The organism is Mesorhizobium sp. ES1-6, from assembly GCF_020164775.1.
Lineage (GTDB): Bacteria > Pseudomonadota > Alphaproteobacteria > Rhizobiales > Rhizobiaceae > Mesorhizobium.
Genome location: NZ_JAIUGU010000002.1, coordinates 260,331 through 283,226 on the forward strand (window position 1 = coordinate 260,331; position 22,896 = coordinate 283,226).

The window sequence follows — 22,896 nt, forward strand, 5'->3', positions numbered from 1 at the left end:
TCATATTGCGGTGAGGTTTGGGCGGTCTAACCGGAGAATTGTCCATGTTCATGCACAACAAGCGCCTGCAATACACCGTTCGCGTCTCGGAGCCGAATCCCCGCCTGGCCTGTATGATCATGGAACAGTTCGGCGGCGCCGATGGTGAGCTTGCCGCGGCGATGCGATATTTCACCCAAGGCCTTGGCGAAGATGATCTCGGCCGTCGCGACATGCTGCTTGACATCGCGACCGAAGAACTCAGCCACCTCGAAGTGGTGGGATCGATAGTCACCATGCTGAACAAGGGGCTCAAGGCACAACTTGCCGAGGGTCAAATGAAAGAGGCGGACCTCTACCTGATGATCGGCGCCAGCGGTACGACAGCCAAGGAATCGATTCTGTTCGGCGGCGCTCCCGCGCTGTGCGATTCGGCCGGCGTTCCCTGGACCGCGGCCTATGTCGACTCGCGCGGCGAACCTACGGTGGATCTGCGATCGAATATCGCAGCCGAAGCGCGCGCCAAGATCGTTTACGAACGCCTCATCAACATCACCGACGACCCGGGCATCAAGGACGCGCTCGGCTTCCTGATGACGCGCGAGATCGCTCACCAGAAGTCGTTTGAGAAAGCACTCTACGCGATCGAAAACAATTTCCCGTCAGGCAAGCTGCCAGGCGTAGAGAAGTACGCCAGCATGTACGTCAACACCTCCCAGGGCGACGGCGATGTCACTGGCCCCTGGAATTCCGGCGAAGAGTGGGACCGCATCGATGACCTTGAAAAGGTGATGCCCGTCGACGGCGGAGACGGCCTGGCAACGGTCAAGCTGGGGGCCAAAGACATGAAGGTGGTGGCCAAGATGGCCGACCGTACTCTTTCCGATCCGAGTTCCGATCCGACCACAGGCGCTGATCTAGGTGCGGGTCCGGGAGCTGGCCGAACCAAGAACGCGGATTTTGGCGGCGCGGCAAGCATTGAGGAGGCCCCGGCCATGGCAGAGGCTGCCGTCAAACGCGCACGTAAGCGTTAGTTCGGAGTAGAACGTCGTTGCCGGACACCTGGTTCGGCGACGGGTCAGGAAGCTGATGACGAAAGCAGGGCATCCGACCGGCAGCGGCGGCCTGGCCGGAGTGCTCGCAAAAAAAATCTTTGCTGAACGTGGGTGAAGCACATGGCCACCGCCGCACCGCTACCGCTGTCGGAACATGCGGGACAGCCGGAGAAGGTCCGTGCTCACGGTTGCGAGAACCGGTGCATTGTCGCAATCGGAGCCTCGGCGGGGGGCGTCGACGCGCTGAAGAGACTTGTCCGGGAAATTTCGCCGGACATTCCGGCGGCTCTCCTCGAAGACGGGCCGATTGCCCGTTACCGTTGTCACACCGGACATGCGTTCGAAGCAGACGTTTTGATGCAGGCCCAGGCGGACGATGCGGAACAGGCTCTTTGAAGCCTTCTAAGAGCGCACCAGCAGCGGGCCGAGTTGGCGAAACGGACGGCGAAACGCGAAGCCGCTCGGGAAAGACATAGACTAGCCAGCCAAATGACCAGCCGGCCGCGGAATACGAAGCCGACGCCAAACTTATTGAAGAGATCATCCATCGCCGAACGCTGTGACAACGGCAACAGCGCTCTCAGGGAGAGGCGAGTGCGTTTGCGCGATCCCGGTCGCGTTTTCAAGCATCAAGTACTCGTCGCGACCGTGGCGCAGGGACATGGGTTCCAGCCGTTATGGAACCCCAGGCTTCAACTCCAGCTGCACGAATTTTTCAAAGCAGGAACATAGAAGCATTACGCGAGTTAGACACCAACGCATACGACATATCCTCGCACTCTCCATCTGGCGGGGGTCTTCTTGTCATGTGAACGGATGCCCGGGACAATGTACCGCTCTCAGCTTTTCGTACCTGTCTTTGCTCTGCTGTTGCTGATCGGTGGCCTCTTCCACCAGGATAAGGCCATGGCGCAGCAGCCCTGCCCGGCCGATCACGACAGGCTGCTTGGTGTACTCAAGGCCAACGTGAAGGCAAGCGGCGGCCCAGCCAATGGCGGCTTTGAAACTAACGAATGGGCAGCCATCGTTGCTCGTGACGGCACCGTCTGCGCGGTTGCGTTCAGTGGGCCCACGGCCGACTCGCAATGGCCTGGGAGCCGCCTCATCGCAGCGGAGAAAGCCAACACGGCCAACGGTCTCAGCCTGGCTCAGATGGCCCTGTCGACGGCCAATCTCTATGCGGGGGCGCAGCCGGGCGGGCCACTATTCGGCCTGCAGGCGACCAATCCGGTCAACCAGGCTGCGGCCTATGCGGGCGATCCCAAAACTTTCGGCAGCGCGAGCGATCCGCTGGTCGGCAAGCCGGTCGGAGGTGTCGTGGTGTTTGGGGGCGGGCTCGCCCTCTACGACGGCAATAGCATCGTCGGCGGCCTCGGCGTTTCAGGCGATTCCTCATGCGCCGATCACAATGTCGCCTGGCGTATCCGCGCGGCGCTCGGCTTCGACAAGGTCCCGGCAGGCGTCAATCCAAATCGCAAGGACGCGATTGTCTACGATCTGGACCCCGGCGGCAAAAGCGCTTCGGGCTGGGGCCATCCGCTTTGTGCCGGAACAGAAGCCGACATCGCGGCCGAACTCGGTGCCGGTGTGGGAGGCTCGATCAATAAATGAAAGCTTTGCCGCAGTTGGCATTAACGCGCGTTGACGCACAACGACATACCCGCAAATGGACAGCCGGGAATTCCTTTGGCGTTATCCTTTTGGTGACGCTGCTCGCCTGCCTGCCGCTTCTGGGCGCTGCCTCGGAGCCCCCTCAAACAGGAGCGATCGTACCGCCCGCCGCAGCCTCGCCACCCGATGACGGCCAATGGACGATGCCGGCCAAGAACTACGCGTCGACGCGCTTCAGCGAACTCTCCGAGATCAATGACGGCAACGTCAAGAACCTGCAGGTCGCGTTCACGTTCTCGACAGGTGTGAACAAGGGGCAAGAAGCGGCGCCGCTGGTCGTCGGCAACACCATGTATATCGTAACGCCCTTCCCCAACATCGTATATGCGCTCGATCTCTCCAGGCCAGGCGCCCCGATGAAGTGGAAGTACGAACCCAATCCCGAGCCGGCGGCACAGGGGGTGGCCTGCTGCGACGTCGTTAACCGAGGGGCGGCCTTCGCCGACGGACGCGTTTTCTTCAACACGCTGGACGGCCACACGATTGCCCTCGATGCGAACACGGGCAAGCCGATCTGGAACACGCATATCGGCAACATCAATATAGGCGAGACCATCACCATGGCGCCGCTTGTGGTGAAGGGCAAAGTGCTGGTCGGCAATTCCGGCGGCGAGATGGGCGTTCGCGGCTGGGTCAAGGCGCTTGACGCCGGCGACGGTCATGTCGTCTGGACCGCCTACGGCACCGGGCCGGACAAGGACGTGCTGATAGGGCCGACTTTCAAGCCGCATTACGACATGGACAAGGGCAAGGATCTTGGCGTCACCACGTGGCCGCCGGAAGCCTGGAAGATCGGCGGCGGCAACATGTGGGGCTGGATTTCCTATGATCCCGATCTGAACTTGATCTTCCACGGCACCGGCAATCCCGGACCATGGAACCCGGATTTGCGGCCGGGCGACAACAAATGGACGTCTGGCATTTTCGCACGCGATCCCGACACCGGGGCGGCGAAATGGTTTTATCAGTGGAGCCCGCATGACCTCCACGACTATGACGGCATCAACGAGCAGATCCTGCTCGACATGACCTGGCAGGGCAAGCCGCGCAAGGTGCTGGTCCGGCCGGAGCGCAATGGCTATCTGTACATCCTCGACCGGACCACAGGCGAAGTCCTGTCCGCAAAACCCTTCGGCCCCGTCAACTCCAGCAAAGGTGTTGATCTCAAGACGGGCCGACTGATCGAAAACCCTGACAAGAAGACCGGAACCGGCAAGGTCGTTCGCGATATCTGTCCGACGGCATCAGGCCTCAAGGACTGGCAGCCATCCGCGTTCTCGCCGAAGACCGGCCTGCTCTACATCCCGCACAACAATCTTTGCATGGATGAAGAAGGCGTCGAGGTGAACTACATAGCCGGCACGCCCTATGTGGGGATGAACGTCCGCATGATCCCCGGGCCCGGCGGCAATCGCGGCGCCTTCACCGCCTGGGATGTCGCGGCGGAGAAACCCGCCTGGAGCCTCAAGGAGAATTTCCCGGTGTGGAGCGGCGCGGTGGTGACCGCCGGCGACGTCGTCTTCTATGGCACGATGGAAGGCTGGTTCAAGGCGGTGAGCGCCAGGACCGGCGATCTGCTGTGGCAGTTCAAGACCTCGTCGGGGATCATCGGCCAGCCCATCACCTATCGCGGACCCGACGGGCACCAATATGTCGCCATCCTCTCGGGCGTGGGCGGCTGGGCCGGCGCGATCGTCTCGGGCGACCTAGACCCACGCGATGCAACGGCGGCACTGGGCTTCGTGAACGCGATGAAGGATCTGAAGAACGCGACAACGGCGGGAGGCACGCTCTATGTGTTTCGGCTGCCTCGATAGATTTGCGACGGCCGTGAGGCTGGGACGCTGGGCCCTCGTGCTGCTTGCGATCGGCATCGGCATGCTGGGTTCGCTGGATGCGGCGAGAGCAGCCGATGGACGCGAGCTCAGGGTATGCGCTGATCCCAACAACATGCCGTTTTCCAACGCGGCCGGTCAGGGGTTCGAGAACAAAATCGCGCAAATCGTGGCGGGCGAGCTCGGCGCAAAGTTGTCCTACACGTGGTGGGCCCAGCGTCGCGGCTTCGTGCGCAACACCCTGAAGGCGGGATTGTGCGATCTTGTTCCCGGCACCCCGGCCAATCTCGAAATGCTGCGCACCACCACACCCTACTACAGGTCGTCATACGTTTTCGTCACGCGACAGGACGGTCCGGACATCAGTTCTTTCAACGATCCGCGCCTGCGCGGCATGCGGATCGGCGTGCAGCTTATCGGCGATGACGGCGCCAATTCCCCGCCCGTCCAGGCGCTTGGCCGCCGCGGCGTCGTCGGCCGTCTCGTCGGCTATCCGGTCTATGGCGACTATTCCGCACCCAATCCTCCGGCGCGCATCGTCGAAGCGGTGGCCGCAGGTCAGATCGACCTCGCGGTCGTTTGGGGACCGCTTGCCGGCTATTTTGCCGCCAGGCAGAAGGTGCCGCTCCGCATTACCCCGGTTAGGCCAGCCATAGACGGGCCGTTGCTGCCGATGGTCTACGATATCTCCATGGGCGTACGGCGCGAGGACGAAGCCTTGCGCGGCGAGGTGAACGCTGCGCTGGCCAGGCACAGGGCCGAGATCGACGCGGTGCTGGCGCAATATAGCGTTCCCCGCCTCGACGCTTCCGGGAGCAAGGCACGATGATGCGCCGGGTTGCCGTGCTGGTTTCGGCGACGCTGGTCCTGGCTGCCTGCCAGCGCGAGGAGCGAGACACGCGGCCGCAATCGGCGCTTGGATCCGGCGAGCAGCCGACGCCTGTGACCACGCTCGAGCCCGGCGGCGAAAGACCCTTTCACACCGACAACAAGGCGGCGAGTTTCGAGGCCAACGCCTTCCATATGAGCGAGGGCAAGCGCCTGTTCAGCTGGTTCAACTGCTCGGGCTGCCATGCCAACGGTGGGGGCGGCATGGGGCCGGCGCTGATGGACGAGAAGTGGATCTATGGCAGCTCGATGGAAAGCATCCATGCTACGATCCGCGACGGCCGGCCGAATGGGATGCCGAGTTTCCGCGACAGGATCCCCGACGACCAGATCTGGGAGCTTGCGGCTTACGTTCGCTCGCTCAGCGGCAACGCGCCGTCTTCCGCCGCGCCGCAACGCAATGACGACATGATGGTGCATCCGTCGGAAAACCGCATGCCAGATGCCGCCACGCTGGGGAAGTCGCCGTGAAGCGCCCCGTGTCGATGGCGTTCGCCACCGCTGGTGCTCTGTTGCTCCAGGGGTGCGCGGGCTGGCAATCGGTCCTCGACCCGAAAGGTCCCGCGGCGAGCGAGCAGGCATGGCTGATTTGGTTCTTCACCGGCCTCTGCGCGGTGGTGTGGGTGCTGGTGATGATCGCCCTCGCCGCGCCGCTGATGATGCGGTCGCGCGCGAAGGCGGAACCGCTCGCGATCGACGCCAGCGCCGAAGGACGGAAGCTGCGCGTGGTTCTGACCGCCGTCGCGGTGACCGCCGCCATTCTGATCGGGTTGACCTTGCTGAGCTTCTTCGCCAACAGGACGCTCGCCGCGATCGGCTCGGATGCCTCGCTGACCATTCGGGTCACGGGCCATCAATGGTGGTGGGAGGTGCGCTACGAGGATGCAACGCCAAGCCGCATCTTGACCACGGCAAACGAGATCCATATCCCTGCCGGCGAGCCGGTCCGGCTTCTTTTGACCTCTACCGACGTCATCCATTCGTTCTGGATCCCCAGCCTTTCCGGCAAGCTCGACCTCATCCCCGGCCACATTAACGTGCTCGACATCAAGGCCGACAAGCCCGGCGTCTACCGGGGTCAATGCGCCGAGTTCTGCGGCGCGCAGCATGCGAATATGGGCACCTTCATCATCGCCGAGCCGCGTGCAAAGTTCGATGCCTGGTGGAACGACCAGTTGCAGCCGGCCGTGGCCCCGGCAGGTGACGAGGCCAAAGCCGGCGAAGATCTGTTTCTGAGGCGCCCCTGCGTGATGTGCCACAGAATAGGCGGCACGCCCGCGGGAGGAACGGTCGCCCCCGATCTCACCCATATAGCCAGCAGGAAGACGCTGGCGGCCGGAACACTGACGATGAGCCGCGGCAATCTCGCCGCCTGGATAGCCGACCCGCAAGGCGTCAAGCCCGGATCCCATATGCCGGTGGTCGATCTTGACGGCGACGAGCTCAACGCCATCGTCGCCTATCTCGAGGGCCTGAAATGAGCAGCGCCGATATGACAGGCGACCGCGATATCTCGAAACCGGATACAGCGTCCAAGGGCGACATTGCTCCAGAACGCGACGGACCGCGCGATACGGGGATGGACGATGCCCGCCTGCATCGCTGGCTGGAACGCACCTGGCGCACGCCCCCCGGCATCGTCGGAGCGCTGTCCAGCGTCGATCACAAGGTGATCGCACGGCGCTATCTGATCACGGCCTTCGTATTTCTGTGCCTGGGCGGGCTCAATGCCATCGCCATGCGTATCCAGCTCTCAGGTCCACAGCGCGGCCTGATCGGGCCGGACCTCTACAACCAACTGTTCACGATGCACGGCGTTACTATGATGTTTCTGTTCGCGGTGCCCATCGTCCAAGCAACAGGAATCTATCTCGTGCCGCTGATGGTCGGCACCCGCAATATCGCGTTCCCTCGCCTGAACGCGTTCGGGTACTGGATCTACGTTTCAGGTGGCGTTTTCGCCTGGGTATCTTTCGCGCTCAACATGGCGCCCGATGTCGGCTGGTTTGCTTACGTGCCGCTATCCGGCCCCGAATTCGCGCCGGGCAAGCGGGCCGACGTCTGGGCGCAGATGATCACTTATACTGAAGTATCCTCGCTGGCCGTCGCGGTGGCGACGATCGTCACGGTGTTCAAGCAGCGAGCCCCTGGCATGTCGCTGGACAAGATCCCGCTCTATGTCTGGGCAATGCTGGTTACCTCCTTCGTCGTCGTCTTCGCAATGCCGGCGGTGATGATCACTTCCACCTTCCTGATCCTCGACCGGCTGGTCGGCACGCACATCTTCAACCCGGCGGAAGGTGGGGATGTTCTGCTGTTCCAACATCTCTTCTGGTTCTTCGGCCACCCGGAAGTCTACATCATCTTCCTGCCCGCTACGGGCATGGTGTCCTCGATCATTCCCGTTTTTGCCAGGCGACCGACATTCGGTCATCTCGGGCTTGTCCTGTCGCTGGTCGCGGTCGGCTTCCTGTCGTTCGGGCTGTGGGTCCACCACATGTTCGCCACGGGATTGCCGAAGCTTGGCGCCAGCTTCTTCACAGCGTCCAGCATGATGATCGCCATTCCCAACGGCGTGCAGATCTTCTGCTGGCTGGCGACCCTGTGGGACGGCAGACCAGTGGTCCGAACGCCGCTGCTGTTCGTGTTCGGCTTCTTCTTCATCTTCGTCATCGGCGGCCTCACCGGCGTCATGCTCGCCTCGGTACCCCTCGACCTCCAGGTACACGACACCTATTTCGTCGTCGCCCATTTCCATTACGTGCTGATCGGCGGCTCTGTCTTCCCGCTCCTGGGCGCGGCCTATTTCTGGTTCCCCAAGATCAGCGGCCGGATGATGAGCGAGCGTCTCGGACGCTGGCACTTCTGGCTGGCTTTCATCGGATTCAACGCGACGTTTTTCCCGATGCATCTCGTCGGATTATGGGGCATGCCGCGAAGGGTCTACACCTATCCGGCCGAGCTTGGCTGGGGAAATATCAACTTTTTCATCTCGGCCGGGGCTGTGCTCTTCTTCCTGAGCTTCGTCCTGTTCATTTTCAATCTTGCGCATGGCGCGCTGAAAGGCGCACCAGCCGGGAACAATCCCTGGAATGCCGGAACCTTGGAATGGGCGACGTCTTCGCCGCCGCCGAGCTATAATTTCGCGCGTATTCCGATCGCCACGCATGTCGAGCCGCTCTGGGCTGAGCGCGAGGCGCTGCCCGTGGCGACCGGGCTGCGGGTCGATGCGCGCGAGCTCCTCATCTCGACCGTGGCGGAAGCCCATCCAGACATTCGCGAGAAATCGGCGGCACCCTCCATCTGGCCGCTGCTGGCGGCGATCTCCGTCGGCGCGACATTTGTCTATTCGATCTTCACGCCATGGGCGGTTGTCTGGGGCGCCGCTCCGATCGCCATCACGCTGATCGGATGGTTTTGGCCCAAGGGCGATCCGGAGGACGAAGAATGAAGCAGCGCCCCGCCGCCGATATTTCCGACCTGCCGACCTTTGGACATGGCGCGCGCAGCCCGACCTGGTGGGGCACACTCGGCTTCATGGCGCTGGAAGGCACGGGCTTCGCGCTGGCGGCCGGCGCTTATCTCTATCTCGCGACCCTGTGGCCCAACTGGCGTCTAAGCGCACCGGAGCCCAACCATTGGCCAGGAACGATCGTCACCATCTTGCTCATCGTCAGCCTTGTGCCGAACCACATCCTCCATCGCTATGCCGAGCGGTGTGCCATGCTGCCGGTGCGGATCGGCATGATCGTCATGTCGCTGTTCGGCATCGCTCCGCTCGTGGTGCGCTGGTTCGAATTCCCGGCTCTCAACATCTATTGGGACACCAATGCCTATGGATCCATGCTCTGGGTGCTGCTCGGGCTTCACACCACGCATCTCATAACCGATGTCGGCGACACCATCGTGCTGACGGTGCTGATGTTCACGCGTCACGGCTATAGCGGCCGGCGCTTCGGCGATGTCGGCGACAATGTCTTCTACTGGGACTTCGTGGTCCTGACCTGGATTCCGATCTATCTGCTCATCTACTGGATGCCGAGGCTAGGCTGAGATGCGTGCGTTGCGTTTTGGAACGTCTTGGGGTGGCCTACTGTCAGGCCCGCTAGCTTGGGCACTCTCGACGCAGCTGAACTATGCGCTGGTTCCCTGGCAATGCAACCACCAGGTGCCGGTGGTGCTCCCCTTGGCGCTGCTGCTCGTCTTGTTTTCGCTGCTAGGCGGGGCGCTGTCCTGGCGGGCGAAGCGTGAAGGAGGCGCGGCCTTCAAACCGGAGCGTACGCGCGACACCGAGCGGTTCGTCGCCAATCTCGGCATGCTGTCGGCGCTGCTGTTCGCACTTGTTATCGTCATGCAAGGCAGCGCCGCGCTCATCCTGGACAAGTGCTTGCGATGAACCTCGACGCGCTGTTCTCAACCTCGATCTGCTATGGTGCCGGCGCGCCAGAAGCCGGGTGGACGCTCGCGCTGCCCATCACGCTGCCGCTTGCCGTTCTCGGTATCATCTATGTCGTGGGCGCGAGCCGGCTTTGGCGGCGCAGCGGCCGCGGCAGGACATTGCGGCTGCGTCAGGCGCTGCTGTTCACCGCCGGATGGGGCGTGTTGACGGCCGCATTGGTCAGTCCCATTCATGCGCTCGGCGAGCAGGTGTTCGCGGCCCATATGATCGAGCATGAACTGCTGATGGCCGTGGCTGCGCCGCTGCTGGTCGCTGCCTGCCCGGCCGCGGCCTTGATGTGGGGTCTCCCCGCCCGGTTCCGCCGCGTTCTGGGAATTGCCGGGCACGCCGGATGGTTGAACGCGGCCTGGGCTTTCGCTACCCGGCCGCTAAGCGCGACCATTATGCATGGCATCGCCATATGGATGTGGCACATTCCGGCGCTGTTCGTGGCAGCACTGGAGCGCGGCGTGCTGCACTATGCCCAGCACGCGAGCTTTCTTGGAACCGGCCTGCTGTTCTGGTGGGTGATCTTGCCGCGCTCCGGCCGTCAGCAGAACTATGGCGGCGCGGTTATGCATCTCTTCGTCACCTCGCTGCATACCGGCCTGCTCGGCGTTCTCCTGTTGGTTTCGCCACGGCTCTGGTACCCGGAGAATGCCATCGGTGCGGCGCTGTGGAATTTGAGCCCGCTGGAAGATCAGCAACTTGCCGGGCTGGTGATGTGGGTGCCGGCCGGGTTGATCTACGGCGGGGCAGCATTGCTGCTGGCCGGGCTGTGGATCAAGACGAGCGGAAGGAGGGTGGCGGCGCATGCGCTCGGGCCTGTCTAAACTGCTTGCCGCCGCCAGCGCCGCGCTGGTGCTGCTCATCACCGTCGTGGCCGGGTTGACCTGGTGGTCCGATCGGGCCGCGCGCATCCGGCACGAGGCGGAGGCGTCCACGGGCGGTGAGGTAGCGCGCGCCCTGCCGATCATGACCGCGAATGGCTGCTCCGGCTGTCATACGATAACGGGTGTGCCGGGCGCGCAGGGGCAAGTGGGCCCTCGCCTCGACGCCAGCCTTGCCGACCGTGTCATAATCGGCGGCTTCCTGGCCAACAATCCGGAGAACCTGGTCCGCTGGATACGATCGGCCAGGGAGATCAATCCGCGCACGGCCATGCCATCGACCGGGATTACGGAGCAGCAGGCGCGCGATATCGCTGCCTACCTCTACGCCCTCAAGTGATTAGCTTCCGGGGCGTCGTGACCACAGGCCGCGACCGGGGTCATAGCCGACCACGGCTGCCAGGAAGAACGCTAGGAGACAGATGAGTACGACCAGGGCCGAGGCGGCATCGAACCGCAGATACAGCGCAAAGCGGATCAACTCGACCGCCGAGCTGAAAGGATTCCAAGCGGCGATCGTTGCCAGGACCGGCCCCGCCTCGGCGAGACGCCAGAGCGGATAGAGCGCCGTCGAGGCAAAGAACATCGGGAAGATGACGAAATTCATCACGCCGGCGAAGTTCTCCATCTGCGTCGAGACCGACGATACCAGCAATCCGAAGGCACCAAGCATCAGTCCCGACAGCAAGAGCGCCGGAAACACCGCAACATAACCGAGAGCCGGCGGCCGCACGTCCCAATAGCGCGCGATAACCAGGAACAGATAGACCAGCGGCAGGCCGACAATGACGCTGGCGAGCAGTCGCGCGGCTAGCAGGTACCAGCGCGGCAACGGCGCCGTCAGCAACAGGCGCATGCTGCCCATCTCGCGGTCGTAGACCATGGCCAGGGAGCTCGCCATGGCGTGGAAGAGCAGCATCATGGCCGCCAGGCCGGGCACGACATAGACTTCGTAAAGCACGTAGGTCTGGTAGGGCGGCGTGATCGACAGGCCCAGCACGGAGCGGAAGCCGGCAGCGAAGATCGCCAGCCAGACCATCGGCCGCACGATCGCCGAGAACAGACGGCCGCGCTGCCTGAGCGTGCGCAGCATTTCCCGTCGCAGGATGCCCGTGAGTGCCCGGCAGGCGTGATGCATCTTCATGGCGACCTCGTCAAGGACGCGAACGCCTCGGCCGTATTGGCCACTCCGACAGCGGCGGCCATGCGGTCGGCGCGGCCGCCCCAACGCACACTTCCCTCATGCAGAACCACGACATTGTCGGTGGGGGCCACTTCCTCGAGGAAGTGCGTGGCCCAAAGCACGGCAATGCCACCGTCGCGGCAGAGGTCGCGCACATGCCGCTCAAGCGCGCGCCGGCCCGGCACATCGAGGCCGGTGGTCGGCTCGTCGAGTAGCAAAAGACGCGGCCGGTGCATCAACGCCCGTGCGATCTCGACACGCCTCCGCTGGCCGCCCGACAGGGCGCGAACAGGATCATCAATCCTGTCGGCCACTTCGAGCCGGCTGAGCTCCTCGCCGGAACGTTCCTTGCTCAAACTTTTGGGGAGCCCATGCAGGGCGGCGTGATAGCGCAGGTTCTCGCCAGCTGTCAGGTCGAGATCAAGCGTCGGCTGCTGGAAGACGACACCCATCTCGGCAAGCGCGGTTGATGGGCTAGACTTCATCGCATGGCCGAAGACAAGGACTGACCCGGCGTGGGCGTGATAGAGACCTGTAACAAGCGACAACAATGTCGTCTTGCCGGCGCCATTGCGGCCGAGCAGAATGCACATTCCGCCCTCCGGCACCGAAAATGACACGTCATCCAGAACCCGTCGACTTCCGAAGCTGTGGCTGAGGTGCTCGACCGACAAGGCGTTCATGGGCCGATCACAACGCCCCATGGCCCGCGGCCTACCGGCAGCGATTTCACAACCTCCTGGTTCTCGAGATCGATAAAGGATATGTCGCCGGAATTGCCGTTGGCGCTCACCAGACGCTTTTGGTCCGCGGACAGCGCAACGTGCCAGGGTCGTTGGCCAACAAGATAGAGCCGACGGACCGCCAGTGTTTTCACATCGACTTCAGCCACCCTGTTGGCCGGTCCAAGCGCCACATAGGCGGTCGCGCCGTCGCGGGACATCTCCATGCCAACCGCCTGCACGCCCTCGCGTCGGATACCCGGCACCGCGAACTCGATCTTGCCGGTTTGGGCGTGTGTCGCCGTGTCGAAGACGGTCACGGTGCCCCGGATCTCCGACGAGACCCACAACTGCTTGCCGTCCGGCGAGAACAAAGTCGCGCGCGGTCTGGTGTCGACCAGCAGGTTGTCTACGAGTTCGAGCGTGCCTGCGTCGATCAGGTGGACCATGCTGGTGGTCTCCGACGTGCAGGCGACATAGCGGCCATCGGCGCTGGCCGCCATCCCTTCCGGTTCGACACCGACATCGACCGTGCCGATGACCTTGGCGGCAGCGATGTCCACCACCGACACCAGATTGTCGTTCTCGTTGGCGACGAACAGCCGCTTGCCGTCCGGATGGACCGCGAAGAATTCCGGATCGGCTCCCGACGGCAACTGCCCGACCAGCTGGCGCTTTGTGACGTCGACCACGTCGATGCGGTTGTCGTCGCCTTCCGCGACGAACAGCATCTTGTTGTCGGTCGAGAGCGCCAGTCCGCGCGGACGTCGGCCGACGTCGATCGTCGCCAGCAAAGTCATCGTCGCGCCATCGACGACCGCGACGGTGTTGTCCTGCTCATTGGATACGTAAATGGTCTCCGCGGCGGCGGGAGCAGCAAGAGCGAACGCCGCCAGCAACAACGCCATTAGAACTTGCATGTGCTCTCCTCCTGGTCGATGCCCAGCGTGTCGAGCGGCGTGCGCTGATGCAGGAAGCCCGGTTGCGGCGAGCTGGAGATCAGCAGGCGCGGCCCGGCGATCAAAATGGGCTGGCGCATCTGTCCGTCCCAGGCACGGAAAGTGAGCCCCTGCCCCTTGAAGCCAGCGAGAAGAAACGCATCGCCGCGTATATATTTGCCGATTGCCGCGGTATCGAGACTGTGCAGACGCGTCGCCGCTTCGCCGATACTGCGCACAGCAAGCCAGGCGGCGTAGTCGCTGGGCAGCATCCAGCGCCCGGCCTGCCTGTGGAAACGATCCTGGAGTTGCGTGGCGCCCCACTCCTCGCTGACCGCGCTCCAGCCTGTGGCGACCAGCCCTTGGGTACCGGCGACGATCCTCGGCAGAGCAGTGCGCCCCTCCAGATAGGCGCCGAATTCATCCGCTTCATCGGCGACCACGAGAACATCATAGTCGCTGACCTGCGTGACCGCCGGTATTTCGGTCTGCAGCGTGACATGCCCGGTGTCGGCGCGTCCATTGGCTGGCCTGAAGGTCCATGGCTGGTCGGTCGTGATCTCGGCTCCGAAGCGAGCCGCCGCCCGTCGAAAGGCCGCCGCCATGGCCTGATCCTGCGGATGTGGTCCCACGAGCAGGAACCAACGCCGCCAGCGTTTCCAGACGAGATATTGCGCCAATCCGTCGGCGAGCATGGCGCGGCTCGGGATCGTGTGCAGAACATTCCTGCGGCAATTCTGCTGGCGCAGCGCATCGTCCGGCGCTCGGCTGTTGAGCAACGTCATCCGCTCAGCCCCGGGCGCGGCACTGGCCTGCAGAAGCTGATCGGCATCGAGATCGGCAATGACAAAGGCGATGCCGGCATCGGCGAATTGCCTTACAGCGTCGGCCGGAGCTTCAGCGGGTGCCAGGATCCTTTCCTCCAGCCGAAATTTCTGCCCAAGAAACCGGCCGGTGCTGTCGTCGTCGGCAATACCGAGCCTCGCGCCTTGCAGGCCGTCATCGGCGACGGCTTCGTCAAGGGGCCCCAGGGGCAGAGCGGGTTTGCGCTGTTGGCCGATATAGCCGATCACCATCGTTTGTTCCTCGGCGGCGCCAAGGCCGGCGATCAACAAAAGATAAAGAAGGGCCAGAATCAGTCTCATTGTGTCGAATTTCCCAGCCTAAAGCGCGCCGATCCCGCTTCATCGCGACGTGAAATTTCGACGTCGCGCACGATGCGTGCCGGCGATCCTTCCAGAACGATGACCCGGTCGCCCAGCGACGAGGCGGATGCGAGATCGTGGGTGACCAGCAGCGTGGTGGGGCGCCGCTTGGCGAAACTATCCTGCAGCAGGCGGCGCATGGCTTGCGCCGTCGCCTCGTCGAGTGATGCGAACGGCTCGTCGAGGAGCAGGAGCGCGGGCTCGACGGCGAGCGCTCGGGCGAGCGCTACGCGCCGCGCCATGCCGCCGGAGAGACGTTGCGGATAATCCTGCCCATGACCTTTCAAGCCGACGGCGGCGAGCCACCGGGCCGCATCGGGCGCGTGGCCGGGGACGGCGAGTTCGATATTGCGCAAGGCGGTGAGCCACGGCAGCAGCCTCGGCGTCTGGAAAAGCATGCCTACTGGAAGCGCACGGCCGCTCACGCTGCCCGAGAATTCGTCGTCGACCCCAGAAACGATCGACAACAGCGTCGACTTGCCGACACCGGACGGCCCGGTCAGGACGCAGACCTGCCCGTCGGCTATATCGAGCGACAGCGGACAAAAGATCGTCCGGCGTTGGCCGTCGTCACCCGGGAAAGTCTTCTCCTCGATTCTGATCCTGAGCATCAGCGTCGCCATGTGAGCAGATGGCGCTCCAACGGCACAAGCAGCCCATACTCTATGGCAAGCATCACGACACCGAAACTGATGGCGTAGGCAAGGATATGGGTGACGTCGAAGTTCTGGAAATAGACCTGCAGCTGGAACCCGACGCCGTTGGAGCGGCCGAGCAGTTCGGCGAGCAGCACGATCTTCCACGTCAGTGCCAGCCCGTTGCGCAGGGAGACCAGGAAGAAAGGCGCCAGTTGGGGCAGCACGACATACCGCAGCATCGCGGCGCGGCCGAAACGATAGAGCTCGGCCATTTCGGCAAAGTCCTTGTCCAGCCGGCCGGCGCCTTCACGGATAGTCACCACAACGTTGGGGATCTTGTTGAGCGCGACGGCCAGGACAAGCGCCGTGTCGGCAAGGCCCAGCCAGATATAGATCAGGATGACGGTGATCAGCGCCGGCATGTTGAGGAGCAACACGATCCAAGGCCTCATCCAGACGTCGGCCCGGCGCGAGCGGCCTGCCGCGTAGCCAAGGACCGCGCCGATCAGGATTGCCGCCCCAAGGCTTGCGGCAACGCGCGCGAGCGAGATGCCGAGGTGGTATAGCAGCTCGCCCCGAACCGCTTCGTGCAAGAGAACCGAAACAACCTGGACCGGACCGGGAAACAGCCTATCGGCGGCAATCGATGCCGCGATCTGCCAGGTAAGCACCATGGCAAGCAATGCCGCAGCGGACTGCCAACGCTGAATGTTGGTGGTAATGGCTGAGACCTCGGTCATGATCGCCAGCTCAAGCCGGTATGGCCCAGAAAACACCGGGATCCAAGCTCGTTGCCTTGCCGACCATATCCTCGCCGCCCAGTTCGGCCAGGATTGCAAACAACCGGGCTGCGCCATCACGTTCGCCTTTGCCGAAGCGACGAGGGATTCCGGCTCGATAAGCGTCGCGCAGTGCTGCCTGGAGGTGAGGATCGGCCGTGCCCAACTGGGGCGTTAGTACCCGCCATTCATCGTCCGAGGACGCGAGCAGCGACTTTGCAGCCGCAGTGGCGTTCGTGAATCGCGTGAGGGCAATCGGGTTGGCTCGGGCCCAGCTTTCATGGAAGACGTAGCCGAGCATCGGCAATTCGGCGGATACGCCAAGCCCCTGCAGCATCTGCGCGACGCTGAGCAGAGGCCTTGCTCCCCCTGACTCGAGACGGGCGGCGAAATTCCAGAATGTCAGCAGGCCATCCAGTCGCCGCGCCAGGAACTCCTGCTCCAACAAAGGCGGCGCGCCGAACACCGGATGCACCTCTTCAGCAAGATCGCGCTTCACCTGACGGAGGCCGAGCGCGCGCAACAGAATCCAGTTTTTGTCCAGCGGACCACCCGCGATCCCAAGCCTTTTGCCCTTGAGGTCCGCAACAGTTCGGATGGGCGAACCTTGTGGCAGTTCCAGTGCGCCGACGGCACGAGAATAGGGATAGAAGACCAGATCGGCGCCTTCGCTCCGCTGGCGCATAACCCACACCCAATCCGAAACGATAACGTCGACACTGCCCGCCAGCAATGCTGTCTTGCCCGCTTCGGCACCAGCAAGCCGCTGCGCCTCGATTGATACTCCGTGTGCGGTGTCCAACGCGTGCCGCCGCATGACGTCGACTTCCCAAGCAGCGGTGCCATATCCCAGCACGCCAAACCGCACGCGCGGCTGCGGCTGTGCCTCGGCTTCCGAGGAGACAGCCAACAGCCAACAGCCAATACCTGCAAGAGCCGTCCGCCGCGAGATGTGGCCCTGTTCGTGCCGGGTCAGCCATTCGCCTGGGAGGTTCGCAGTTAGCACGGAGCGCACCGGTGTGAAGGAACTCACCTAACGTCTTGGCGGCAGGAATGTTCCTCTACGGTGCATGGAACTGACTCGGAATTGACCTAGCGCCCATTACGAGACGGGCCTCGCTATGCCACTGCCCGCGGGATTGGTCAGGCGAACGGAAGGCGGTTGTTAGAGCCTACGGTCCGCTCTTGGGATCATCGACCTCCAACGCGTCCATTACAGGCACCAGATCGTCCCCTTCGGATCTCTGGCTCTCCACCCCGCGCCCGCCGTTCTTGATCGCTTGCTCGATAGCATCCTCGATGTTTCCGAGTTCGTCCTCCCTTACGTCGCGCCCGTAACCAGCCACCTCGGCATCTTCTTCGAATTGTTGGGCGAGCACCGCAACGCTGACTTCCTCTCGGCCAGGAAGTGTGCCGACATTCTCCTGTAGCCAGTTTTCAAAAAACTCTCTCGTCACGCTCATCTCAGACCCTTTCGCCAGATTAAGCCCGGCGGTGATCCGAAGTTCTATGATGGTTTCACTTTCCCTGTGGCGCTGTATTCACGGGTGGCAGCTACGACGTTTCGGAGACTTGGCAGTGGCCTTTCTCTTTATGTCTCGATTCGAGGTTCGCTCTTATCGCGTGTCATTCGACACGTGGAACAAGGTTGTTTTGCGCGGGTTGGGCGCTATGCCACGTTCTTCCGGCTCACAAATTTTTGACGTTGCTATCGTCGGCGGCGGCCCTGCAGGGCTCGCCGCGGCCACGTATTTAGCCAGGTTTCTGCGTTCGGTGATCTCATTCGACGCGGGGGATGCGCGCGCCAAGCTCATTCCAAAATCCCATAACTGTCCGGGCTTCCCCGAGGGCATCAACGGGGAAGAACTGCTCGGCCGACTACGAGCCCAAGCACGCCTATACGGGGCGAGCGTCGCCGACGATTACGTAGCTCACGCCGAAAAACGCGAGGGATATTTTCTTCTGACGACGGCCTGCGGGATGATCCAAGCAAGGCGCGTAATTCTGGCAACGGGCATTGTGGACAAGGCCCCTTCGATTAAAGGACTGCAGCAGGCGATCGCGGATGGCATTGTCAGACTATGCCCGGTTTGCGATGCGTATGAGGCCAGGGGTAGCCGCATCGGCGTCGTTGGCCCGGAGCATCTCGCCGTCAGGGAGGCTCTGTTCCTGAAGGAATATGGCAGTCCAGTTGCCTTGCTCGCCAACTACCCGGATGATGTTTCCGAGGCTGCCCGCGATGTCGCATTGGCAGGCGGAGTAGAAATCTGGGACGCTGTCGATGACTTGGTCCCTAGACGAACTGGCTTCGATGTCGTCATGGCCGATGGTGCCCCGATGCGCAACATCGATGTGGTGTACCCTTCGATGGGCTGCGACGTACGCTCCGAACTCGCGGTCGCGCTTGGAGCTGTCTGTGACGAAGAGGGCTATGTCATGGTCAACCGGCACCTTGAGACCTCAACGCCAGGACTCTATGCCATCGGTGACGTGGCCGAGGGGCTCAATCAAATTGCCGTTGCGTTCGGACATGCCGCCACGGCTGCAACTCACATTCACAACGATCTGCGCGATTGCGCCGAGCCGGCGACGAAATGTCGATGAAGTTGACCTGCAGATGCGAACGCATTCTACCGCCGGAAAACTCTTCGCTGCGTTGTCGCCTGGAGCTTGTTCCACCCGGCGTCACACTGCTGGCTTCGGCTTCGATCAAGTTCTCTCAGGCGCGGTGGCAGGGTTTATGAGGGCGCACGCGCCGGCGAACGGTGGGAGCAAGGAATGAGAATTCTCGTGACCGGCGCCTCAGGTCTGATTGGGAAGGCGCTTTGCGCGCTCCTGACTGGTGAGGGACATGAGGTGGTTCGCGTGCTTCACCATCCAGATACCGGCATCCATACTGAGACCCGAGCCATTTCACTGGATATGGCGCGAGCCTTGCGACCTAAAGATTGGACGCCCTATCTGGCCGGTGTGGACGCCGTCGTAAACTGTGCCGGGGTTCTGCAGGATAGCGCCCGGGAAAACACCCGGCATGTCCATATGACCGGCGCCTCTGCTCTCTTCATCGCATGTGAGCAGGCAGGTGTGAACAAGGTCATTCACTTTTCCGCCATCGGGGTCGATTGCCAGCAGCCGTCCGCCTTTTCCGCCAGCAAGCTTGCCGGCGATGAAGCATTGATGGCGCGTAGGCTTGAGTGGGTAATCCTGCGCCCTTCAGTGGTGCTGGGAAGGCCGGCTTTCGGCGCAAGTGCGCTTTTTCGGGGCCTCGCGGCTTTGCCGCTCTTGCCGTTGATGCCCGACACGGGCCCTCTCCAGGTCGTTCAGCTCGATGACGTGATCTCCACCGTTCTCTTTTTCCTCAAACCCGGCAGCCCATCGCGCCTCACGCTGGAACTTGCTGGGCCCGTGGCGCTCTCGATGAGCGAGGTCGTCGGTTGCTATCGCCGCTGGCTCGGATGGAACCGTGCTCGCGAGTTCATCTTGCCCAATTGGACCGCAGCTATCTTGTACAGGCTGGGGGATGCCGCGGCTCAGCTAGGCTGGCGCCCGCCGATGCGCACCAATGCTGCAAAAGAGATCACGCGTGGCGCTGTCGGTGATCCCCGGCCGTGGATGACGGCGACCGGCATTCAACCGTCCAGTCTCCCAGCTGCACTACGTCTAAATCCTGCGACGGTGCAGGAGCGATGGTTCGCCGGTCTTTACTTCGTCAAGCCGGCGCTGTTTGTCGTTTTGCCGCTCTTCTGGATTCTGACCGGTATCATTTCCCTCACCGTCGGCTGGCGCAGCGGAGTTGACTTGCTGATTGGCACTGCTGCCGGCGCATTGGCCGAACCGGCGGTCGTCGCCGGGGCACTGGCTGACATCGTCGTGGGGACGCTTATCGCTTGGCGCCCAACCAGCCGGCTTGGTCTTTTCGGCGCAATCACGGTATCGCTTTTCTATGCGGTCGCCGGGAGCATTTTGCGGCCGGATCTTTGGTATGAGCCACTCGGGCCGCTGTTGAAGATCTTCCCGACCCTCGTTTTGCATTTTGCAGCGCTGGCCATTCTGGAGGAACGCTGATGATGTACTTTGTGCTCAAATACCTTCACGTCATCGGTGCGGCTGTGCTGCTCGGGACTGGCGCCGGCATTGCGTTTTTCATGCTTATGGCACACCGGACCGGAAACGCCGCGACGATCGCCGCCGTCGCCCGCATTGTCGTCCTGGCTGATTTCCTGTTCACGGCTACGGCCGTTGTCGTACAACCCCTGACCGGACTAGGCCTTGCTTGGCTTGCGGGGTATTCGCTGTCCGAAGGCTGGATCATTCTCTCGATTGCGCTTTACATCGTAACCGGCGTGTTCTGGCTGCCTGTCGTGTGGATGCAGATCGAGATGCGAAATCTGGCGACACAGGCTGCCCTGTCCAACCAAGCCCCGCCCGAGCGCTACAATCAGCTGTTCAGACGCTGGTTTGTCTTCGGCTTCCCGGCTTTCGGCGCGGTCCTCGCCATTTTCTGGCTGATGGTTGCGCGCCCGGCAATCGAGTGGCCAGCGTTGTAGCTGCGCAGGATCGCCGAATCATCGTGCCGCGAATTGGTCTGTCTCACGTGGCTGGCTCCTACGGCGCAATGTACCGCAGTGGGAACCAGGCTCACCGAGTTCTTTGGGATGGCCAACCATCCCGTCACCGGCGTGCTCACCTCGATCGGCACATGGACCTCCCGCCCCGCGGCATTCCTGATCCTGTTGGCCTACGCAATCCTTTGGCTAATCTTTGAACGACAGAGCCTGGACTGGCATGGAGCGGCTATCTTGTTTACCTGGGCCATGACGCTGTTCATTCATCCCAACGTATCGTGATTTTCGACTCGTGGGGCTTGCTCACCATGGCTGTCACGCGGCATGCCGCCGACAGGAAAAGAACGCTCCCCCAATGGTGGGTATTGCGATGTAGCGGTCTCCCGCTACCAGCCCCGACGAGCAGAGAGTGTTTCCCATTTTCAGGGCGCAGCCGCAGATTGCAGCCCGAACTGAACGCAGGCCTCCATTGCACCAGGAGAGTCCGCCTACGTACATGGCATGTTGCATTCATGGCCTTGCAGAACGGCGAAGCCGTGAGGCGATACTCGCCCACGCCTCGACCAGTCACGGCACAGCGGATTGAACGCGCGCTCGACCGCGTCGCGGAGATCATCGTGGCACGAGGCGACGATGGTGAGGCATGGCTCGCGCTCTACGAGCACTTGGAACGCGCTCTGCAAGATCACCGAGCGAAGGAAGAACGCCTCGCCGCAGTGCGATTTTCCCCCAGCATCAACGGCGCCCACAAGGCATTGTCAGCAGCCTCGTGGAGATCTCTGGCGGTGCGCGCCTTTATACGGTCAGTGGTGTCGAGGGCGCGGCGAACGAACACGCTACGCTCGTCGAGATCCCTGATCTCTCTGGGCACCCTGCGGTAGTAGTGGAAATGATCCCCCCTCAGTTGCAGGGAGCGGTCAGGATCATGCTCTTCGCGTCGTCTTCCCAGGCCTCTGAAACACCATTTGTATCACAATCGCCTTGGTCCGAAATTATATAAGAAATTCAACGCCTTATGGGGAAAGCCAATGGTACCGTTGGCTGGGATCGAACCAGCGACCTCCGGATCCACAATCCGGCGCTCTAACCATCTGAGCTACAACGGCACGTCTCAACGTTGGTAGCGGGATCGAGGTGGAAGGTTCATTCTCCGCGATCCGCTCTGTCGTTCGGCGATGCGTCCTTACGGGCTTATGGATTCTAATTCAAGAGTTTTGCGAGGCAAAGGTCGCTTCCCCACAACGGGGCACCTTTCGCCGGGCAAAGAAAAAGGCCGGCGGGAGGAGGTGCCGGCCTTTTCCTGTTACGAGCCAGCGGGAGGAGGTGCTGGCTGGTCACCCCGGAGGTGGAGGGAGGAGGTTCCACCCGCCGGGTATTCACTTGACCGACACTATCTCAGATCTATTTGTCCGACAAAATGCGACCTTTTGTTGCATCCGCCGGCGATGCGCAGATATTAGGCAGCCTTGATTTCCTTGATCGCCTTCTCGAAGGCGGTCTTGATCGGCTTCGAGACGTCCTCGGCCGCCTTGGAGGCAACAGCCTGGAAGTCCTTGGCCTGCTCTACGGTCAGTTCGACGCGCTTGCGCAGGAAGGCGGTCTGCAGCTCGACGACTTCCGACAGCGACTTGGCGCCGATCAGGGCTTCGAGATGCGAGAAGCCGGCCTCGGCATTGGCGCGCAGCGCGGCAATGGTCTTGAGCGACAGGTCGCTGGAAACAGTCTTGGCGGTTTCATAGGTCGACTCCAGAGCCTTCTGGGTCTCCTCGGCGCCGGTCTTGAGCTTGGCATAGGCCTCTTTCGACTGCTCAACGCCCTTTTCGGCGAAAGCGCGCATCTGGTCGGTGGCCTTGGAAGCGTCGAAGCTCGGGAATTCAACGTTTTCGATCGTCTCGGCGGTCTTGGTCCTGGACATTTTCCATCCTTTTCAGCGGCAGCGGCTTTGACAGAAAGCCGTCTCGTTCATGTATGATGGCAATATAAAGGCAAATTTTGTGCATTGCAACATCCTTGTTGCACTGCACAAAAAATCTTTTTGGCCGTTAACCAAACGGCCAGAATTCAGCCTTTGAACGTTCTGGCTTGTGGACCTTCGTGGCTGCGGCTTTTA

General features: G+C 62.3%; 26 protein-coding genes and 1 tRNA gene. 16 read left to right on the forward strand and 11 right to left on the reverse strand.

The window, feature by feature from the left end:
- Positions 1 to 44: 44 nt before the first annotated feature.
- From LB564_RS05980 to LB564_RS06035, 12 genes are all read left to right on the forward strand, one after another.
- Entirely contained in the window at positions 45 to 1,013 is a 969-nt protein-coding gene (locus tag LB564_RS05980; RefSeq protein ID WP_224535859.1) for a manganese catalase family protein, read from the forward strand.
- Positions 1,014 to 1,154: 141 nt separating this feature from the next.
- Positions 1,155 to 1,430 carry a hypothetical protein gene (locus LB564_RS05985; RefSeq protein WP_181173814.1) on the forward strand — a complete coding sequence of 92 codons (276 nt, stop codon included), beginning with the start codon at positions 1,155 to 1,157 and terminating at the stop codon, positions 1,428 to 1,430.
- Positions 1,431 to 1,862: 432 nt separating this feature from the next.
- A complete protein-coding gene (locus LB564_RS05990) occupies positions 1,863 to 2,645 on the forward strand; it encodes a heme-binding protein (protein ID WP_224535861.1) in 783 nt (260 codons plus the stop codon).
- Positions 2,642 to 4,522, forward strand: coding sequence for a methanol/ethanol family PQQ-dependent dehydrogenase (locus LB564_RS05995; RefSeq protein WP_140709310.1), 1,881 nt, complete (start codon positions 2,642 to 2,644; stop codon positions 4,520 to 4,522). Before LB564_RS05990 ends, LB564_RS05995 begins: the two co-directional genes overlap by 4 nt.
- Positions 4,500 to 5,369, forward strand: coding sequence for a substrate-binding domain-containing protein (locus LB564_RS06000; protein WP_411910211.1), 870 nt, complete (start codon positions 4,500 to 4,502; stop codon positions 5,367 to 5,369). Before LB564_RS05995 ends, LB564_RS06000 begins: the two co-directional genes overlap by 23 nt.
- A complete protein-coding gene (locus LB564_RS06005) occupies positions 5,366 to 5,899 on the forward strand; it encodes a c-type cytochrome (RefSeq protein ID WP_224535863.1) in 534 nt (177 codons plus the stop codon). The genes LB564_RS06000 and LB564_RS06005 overlap by 4 nt, the downstream gene beginning before the upstream one ends.
- A gap of 14 nt (positions 5,900 to 5,913) precedes the next feature.
- Positions 5,914 to 6,909, forward strand: coding sequence for a cytochrome c oxidase subunit II (coxB, locus tag LB564_RS06010; RefSeq protein ID WP_224536680.1), 996 nt, complete (start codon positions 5,914 to 5,916; stop codon positions 6,907 to 6,909).
- A complete protein-coding gene (gene ctaD / locus LB564_RS06015) occupies positions 6,906 to 8,879 on the forward strand; it encodes a cytochrome c oxidase subunit I (protein WP_224535865.1) in 1,974 nt (657 codons plus the stop codon). Before coxB ends, ctaD begins: the two co-directional genes overlap by 4 nt.
- Entirely contained in the window at positions 8,876 to 9,481 is a 606-nt protein-coding gene (locus LB564_RS06020) for a heme-copper oxidase subunit III (RefSeq protein WP_224535867.1), read from the forward strand. Before ctaD ends, LB564_RS06020 begins: the two co-directional genes overlap by 4 nt.
- 133 nt (positions 9,482 to 9,614) lie before the next feature.
- Positions 9,615 to 9,824 (forward strand): hypothetical protein, encoded by a 210-nt coding sequence (locus LB564_RS06025; RefSeq protein WP_224535869.1) that lies wholly within the window; start codon positions 9,615 to 9,617, stop codon positions 9,822 to 9,824.
- Entirely contained in the window at positions 9,821 to 10,699 is an 879-nt protein-coding gene (locus tag LB564_RS06030) for a cytochrome c oxidase assembly protein (RefSeq protein ID WP_140709316.1), read from the forward strand. Before LB564_RS06025 ends, LB564_RS06030 begins: the two co-directional genes overlap by 4 nt.
- Positions 10,680 to 11,096: a c-type cytochrome gene (locus LB564_RS06035; RefSeq protein ID WP_140709318.1), complete on the forward strand. Its 417-nt coding sequence runs from the start codon at positions 10,680 to 10,682 to the stop codon at positions 11,094 to 11,096. The genes LB564_RS06030 and LB564_RS06035 overlap by 20 nt, the downstream gene beginning before the upstream one ends.
- Here the strand turns inward: LB564_RS06035 and LB564_RS06040 are convergent, their stop codons facing one another.
- The 8 genes from LB564_RS06040 to LB564_RS06075 all read right to left on the reverse strand — a co-directional run bounded on the left by LB564_RS06040 (position 11,097) and on the right by LB564_RS06075 (position 17,684).
- Positions 11,097 to 11,900 carry an ABC transporter permease gene (locus tag LB564_RS06040; RefSeq protein WP_224535871.1) on the reverse strand — a complete coding sequence of 268 codons (804 nt, stop codon included), beginning with the start codon at positions 11,898 to 11,900 and terminating at the stop codon, positions 11,097 to 11,099. It lies immediately after the preceding gene.
- Positions 11,897 to 12,643 (reverse strand): ABC transporter ATP-binding protein, encoded by a 747-nt coding sequence (locus tag LB564_RS06045; protein WP_318012772.1) that lies wholly within the window; start codon positions 12,641 to 12,643, stop codon positions 11,897 to 11,899. Before LB564_RS06045 ends, LB564_RS06040 begins: the two co-directional genes overlap by 4 nt.
- Entirely contained in the window at positions 12,619 to 13,581 is a 963-nt protein-coding gene (locus tag LB564_RS06050; RefSeq protein WP_224535875.1) for a PQQ-dependent catabolism-associated beta-propeller protein, read from the reverse strand. Before LB564_RS06050 ends, LB564_RS06045 begins: the two co-directional genes overlap by 25 nt.
- Positions 13,569 to 14,744, reverse strand: a complete 1,176-nt coding sequence (locus LB564_RS06055; RefSeq protein WP_224535876.1) for an ABC transporter substrate-binding protein — start codon at positions 14,742 to 14,744, stop codon at positions 13,569 to 13,571. Before LB564_RS06055 ends, LB564_RS06050 begins: the two co-directional genes overlap by 13 nt.
- On the reverse strand, positions 14,741 to 15,415 hold the full coding sequence (locus tag LB564_RS06060; RefSeq protein WP_224535878.1) for an ABC transporter ATP-binding protein: 675 nt from the start codon (positions 15,413 to 15,415) through the stop codon (positions 14,741 to 14,743). Before LB564_RS06060 ends, LB564_RS06055 begins: the two co-directional genes overlap by 4 nt.
- On the reverse strand, positions 15,415 to 16,182 hold the full coding sequence (locus LB564_RS06065) for an ABC transporter permease (RefSeq protein ID WP_140709325.1): 768 nt from the start codon (positions 16,180 to 16,182) through the stop codon (positions 15,415 to 15,417). The genes LB564_RS06060 and LB564_RS06065 overlap by 1 nt, the downstream gene beginning before the upstream one ends.
- Positions 16,183 to 16,192: 10 nt before the next feature.
- Positions 16,193 to 17,254 (reverse strand): ABC transporter substrate-binding protein, encoded by a 1,062-nt coding sequence (locus tag LB564_RS06070; protein ID WP_224535880.1) that lies wholly within the window; start codon positions 17,252 to 17,254, stop codon positions 16,193 to 16,195.
- A 139-nt stretch (positions 17,255 to 17,393) separates the two neighbouring features.
- Positions 17,394 to 17,684: a hypothetical protein gene (locus LB564_RS06075; protein ID WP_224535882.1), complete on the reverse strand. Its 291-nt coding sequence runs from the start codon at positions 17,682 to 17,684 to the stop codon at positions 17,394 to 17,396.
- A 115-nt stretch (positions 17,685 to 17,799) separates the two neighbouring features.
- On the opposite strand from LB564_RS06075, the gene LB564_RS06080 reads away from it, so the two are divergent.
- The 4 genes from LB564_RS06080 (at position 17,800) to LB564_RS06095 (ending at position 21,068) form a co-directional block, all read left to right on the forward strand.
- Entirely contained in the window at positions 17,800 to 18,825 is a 1,026-nt protein-coding gene (locus LB564_RS06080) for an NAD(P)/FAD-dependent oxidoreductase (RefSeq protein ID WP_224535884.1), read from the forward strand.
- Positions 18,826 to 18,999: 174 nt separating this feature from the next.
- On the forward strand, positions 19,000 to 20,286 hold the full coding sequence (locus LB564_RS06085; RefSeq protein WP_224535887.1) for an SDR family oxidoreductase: 1,287 nt from the start codon (positions 19,000 to 19,002) through the stop codon (positions 20,284 to 20,286).
- Positions 20,286 to 20,768, forward strand: coding sequence for a DUF2269 family protein (locus tag LB564_RS06090; protein WP_224535889.1), 483 nt, complete (start codon positions 20,286 to 20,288; stop codon positions 20,766 to 20,768). The genes LB564_RS06085 and LB564_RS06090 overlap by 1 nt, the downstream gene beginning before the upstream one ends.
- 108 nt (positions 20,769 to 20,876) lie before the next feature.
- Positions 20,877 to 21,068 carry a hypothetical protein gene (locus LB564_RS06095; RefSeq protein ID WP_224535891.1) on the forward strand — a complete coding sequence of 64 codons (192 nt, stop codon included), beginning with the start codon at positions 20,877 to 20,879 and terminating at the stop codon, positions 21,066 to 21,068.
- Positions 21,069 to 21,471: 403 nt separating this feature from the next.
- Here the strand turns inward: LB564_RS06095 and LB564_RS31615 are convergent, their stop codons facing one another.
- The 3 genes from LB564_RS31615 to LB564_RS06105 all read right to left on the reverse strand — a co-directional run bounded on the left by LB564_RS31615 (position 21,472) and on the right by LB564_RS06105 (position 22,701).
- Positions 21,472 to 21,735, reverse strand: coding sequence for a DUF6538 domain-containing protein (locus tag LB564_RS31615; RefSeq protein WP_318012781.1), 264 nt, complete (start codon positions 21,733 to 21,735; stop codon positions 21,472 to 21,474).
- Between the two features lie 80 nt (positions 21,736 to 21,815).
- Positions 21,816 to 21,892: transfer RNA gene (locus LB564_RS06100), tRNA-His, on the reverse strand.
- 350 nt (positions 21,893 to 22,242) lie between these two features.
- Complete coding sequence (locus LB564_RS06105; protein WP_027144815.1) at positions 22,243 to 22,701, reverse strand: phasin; 459 nt, start codon at positions 22,699 to 22,701, stop codon at positions 22,243 to 22,245.
- Positions 22,702 to 22,896 lie beyond the last annotated feature (195 nt).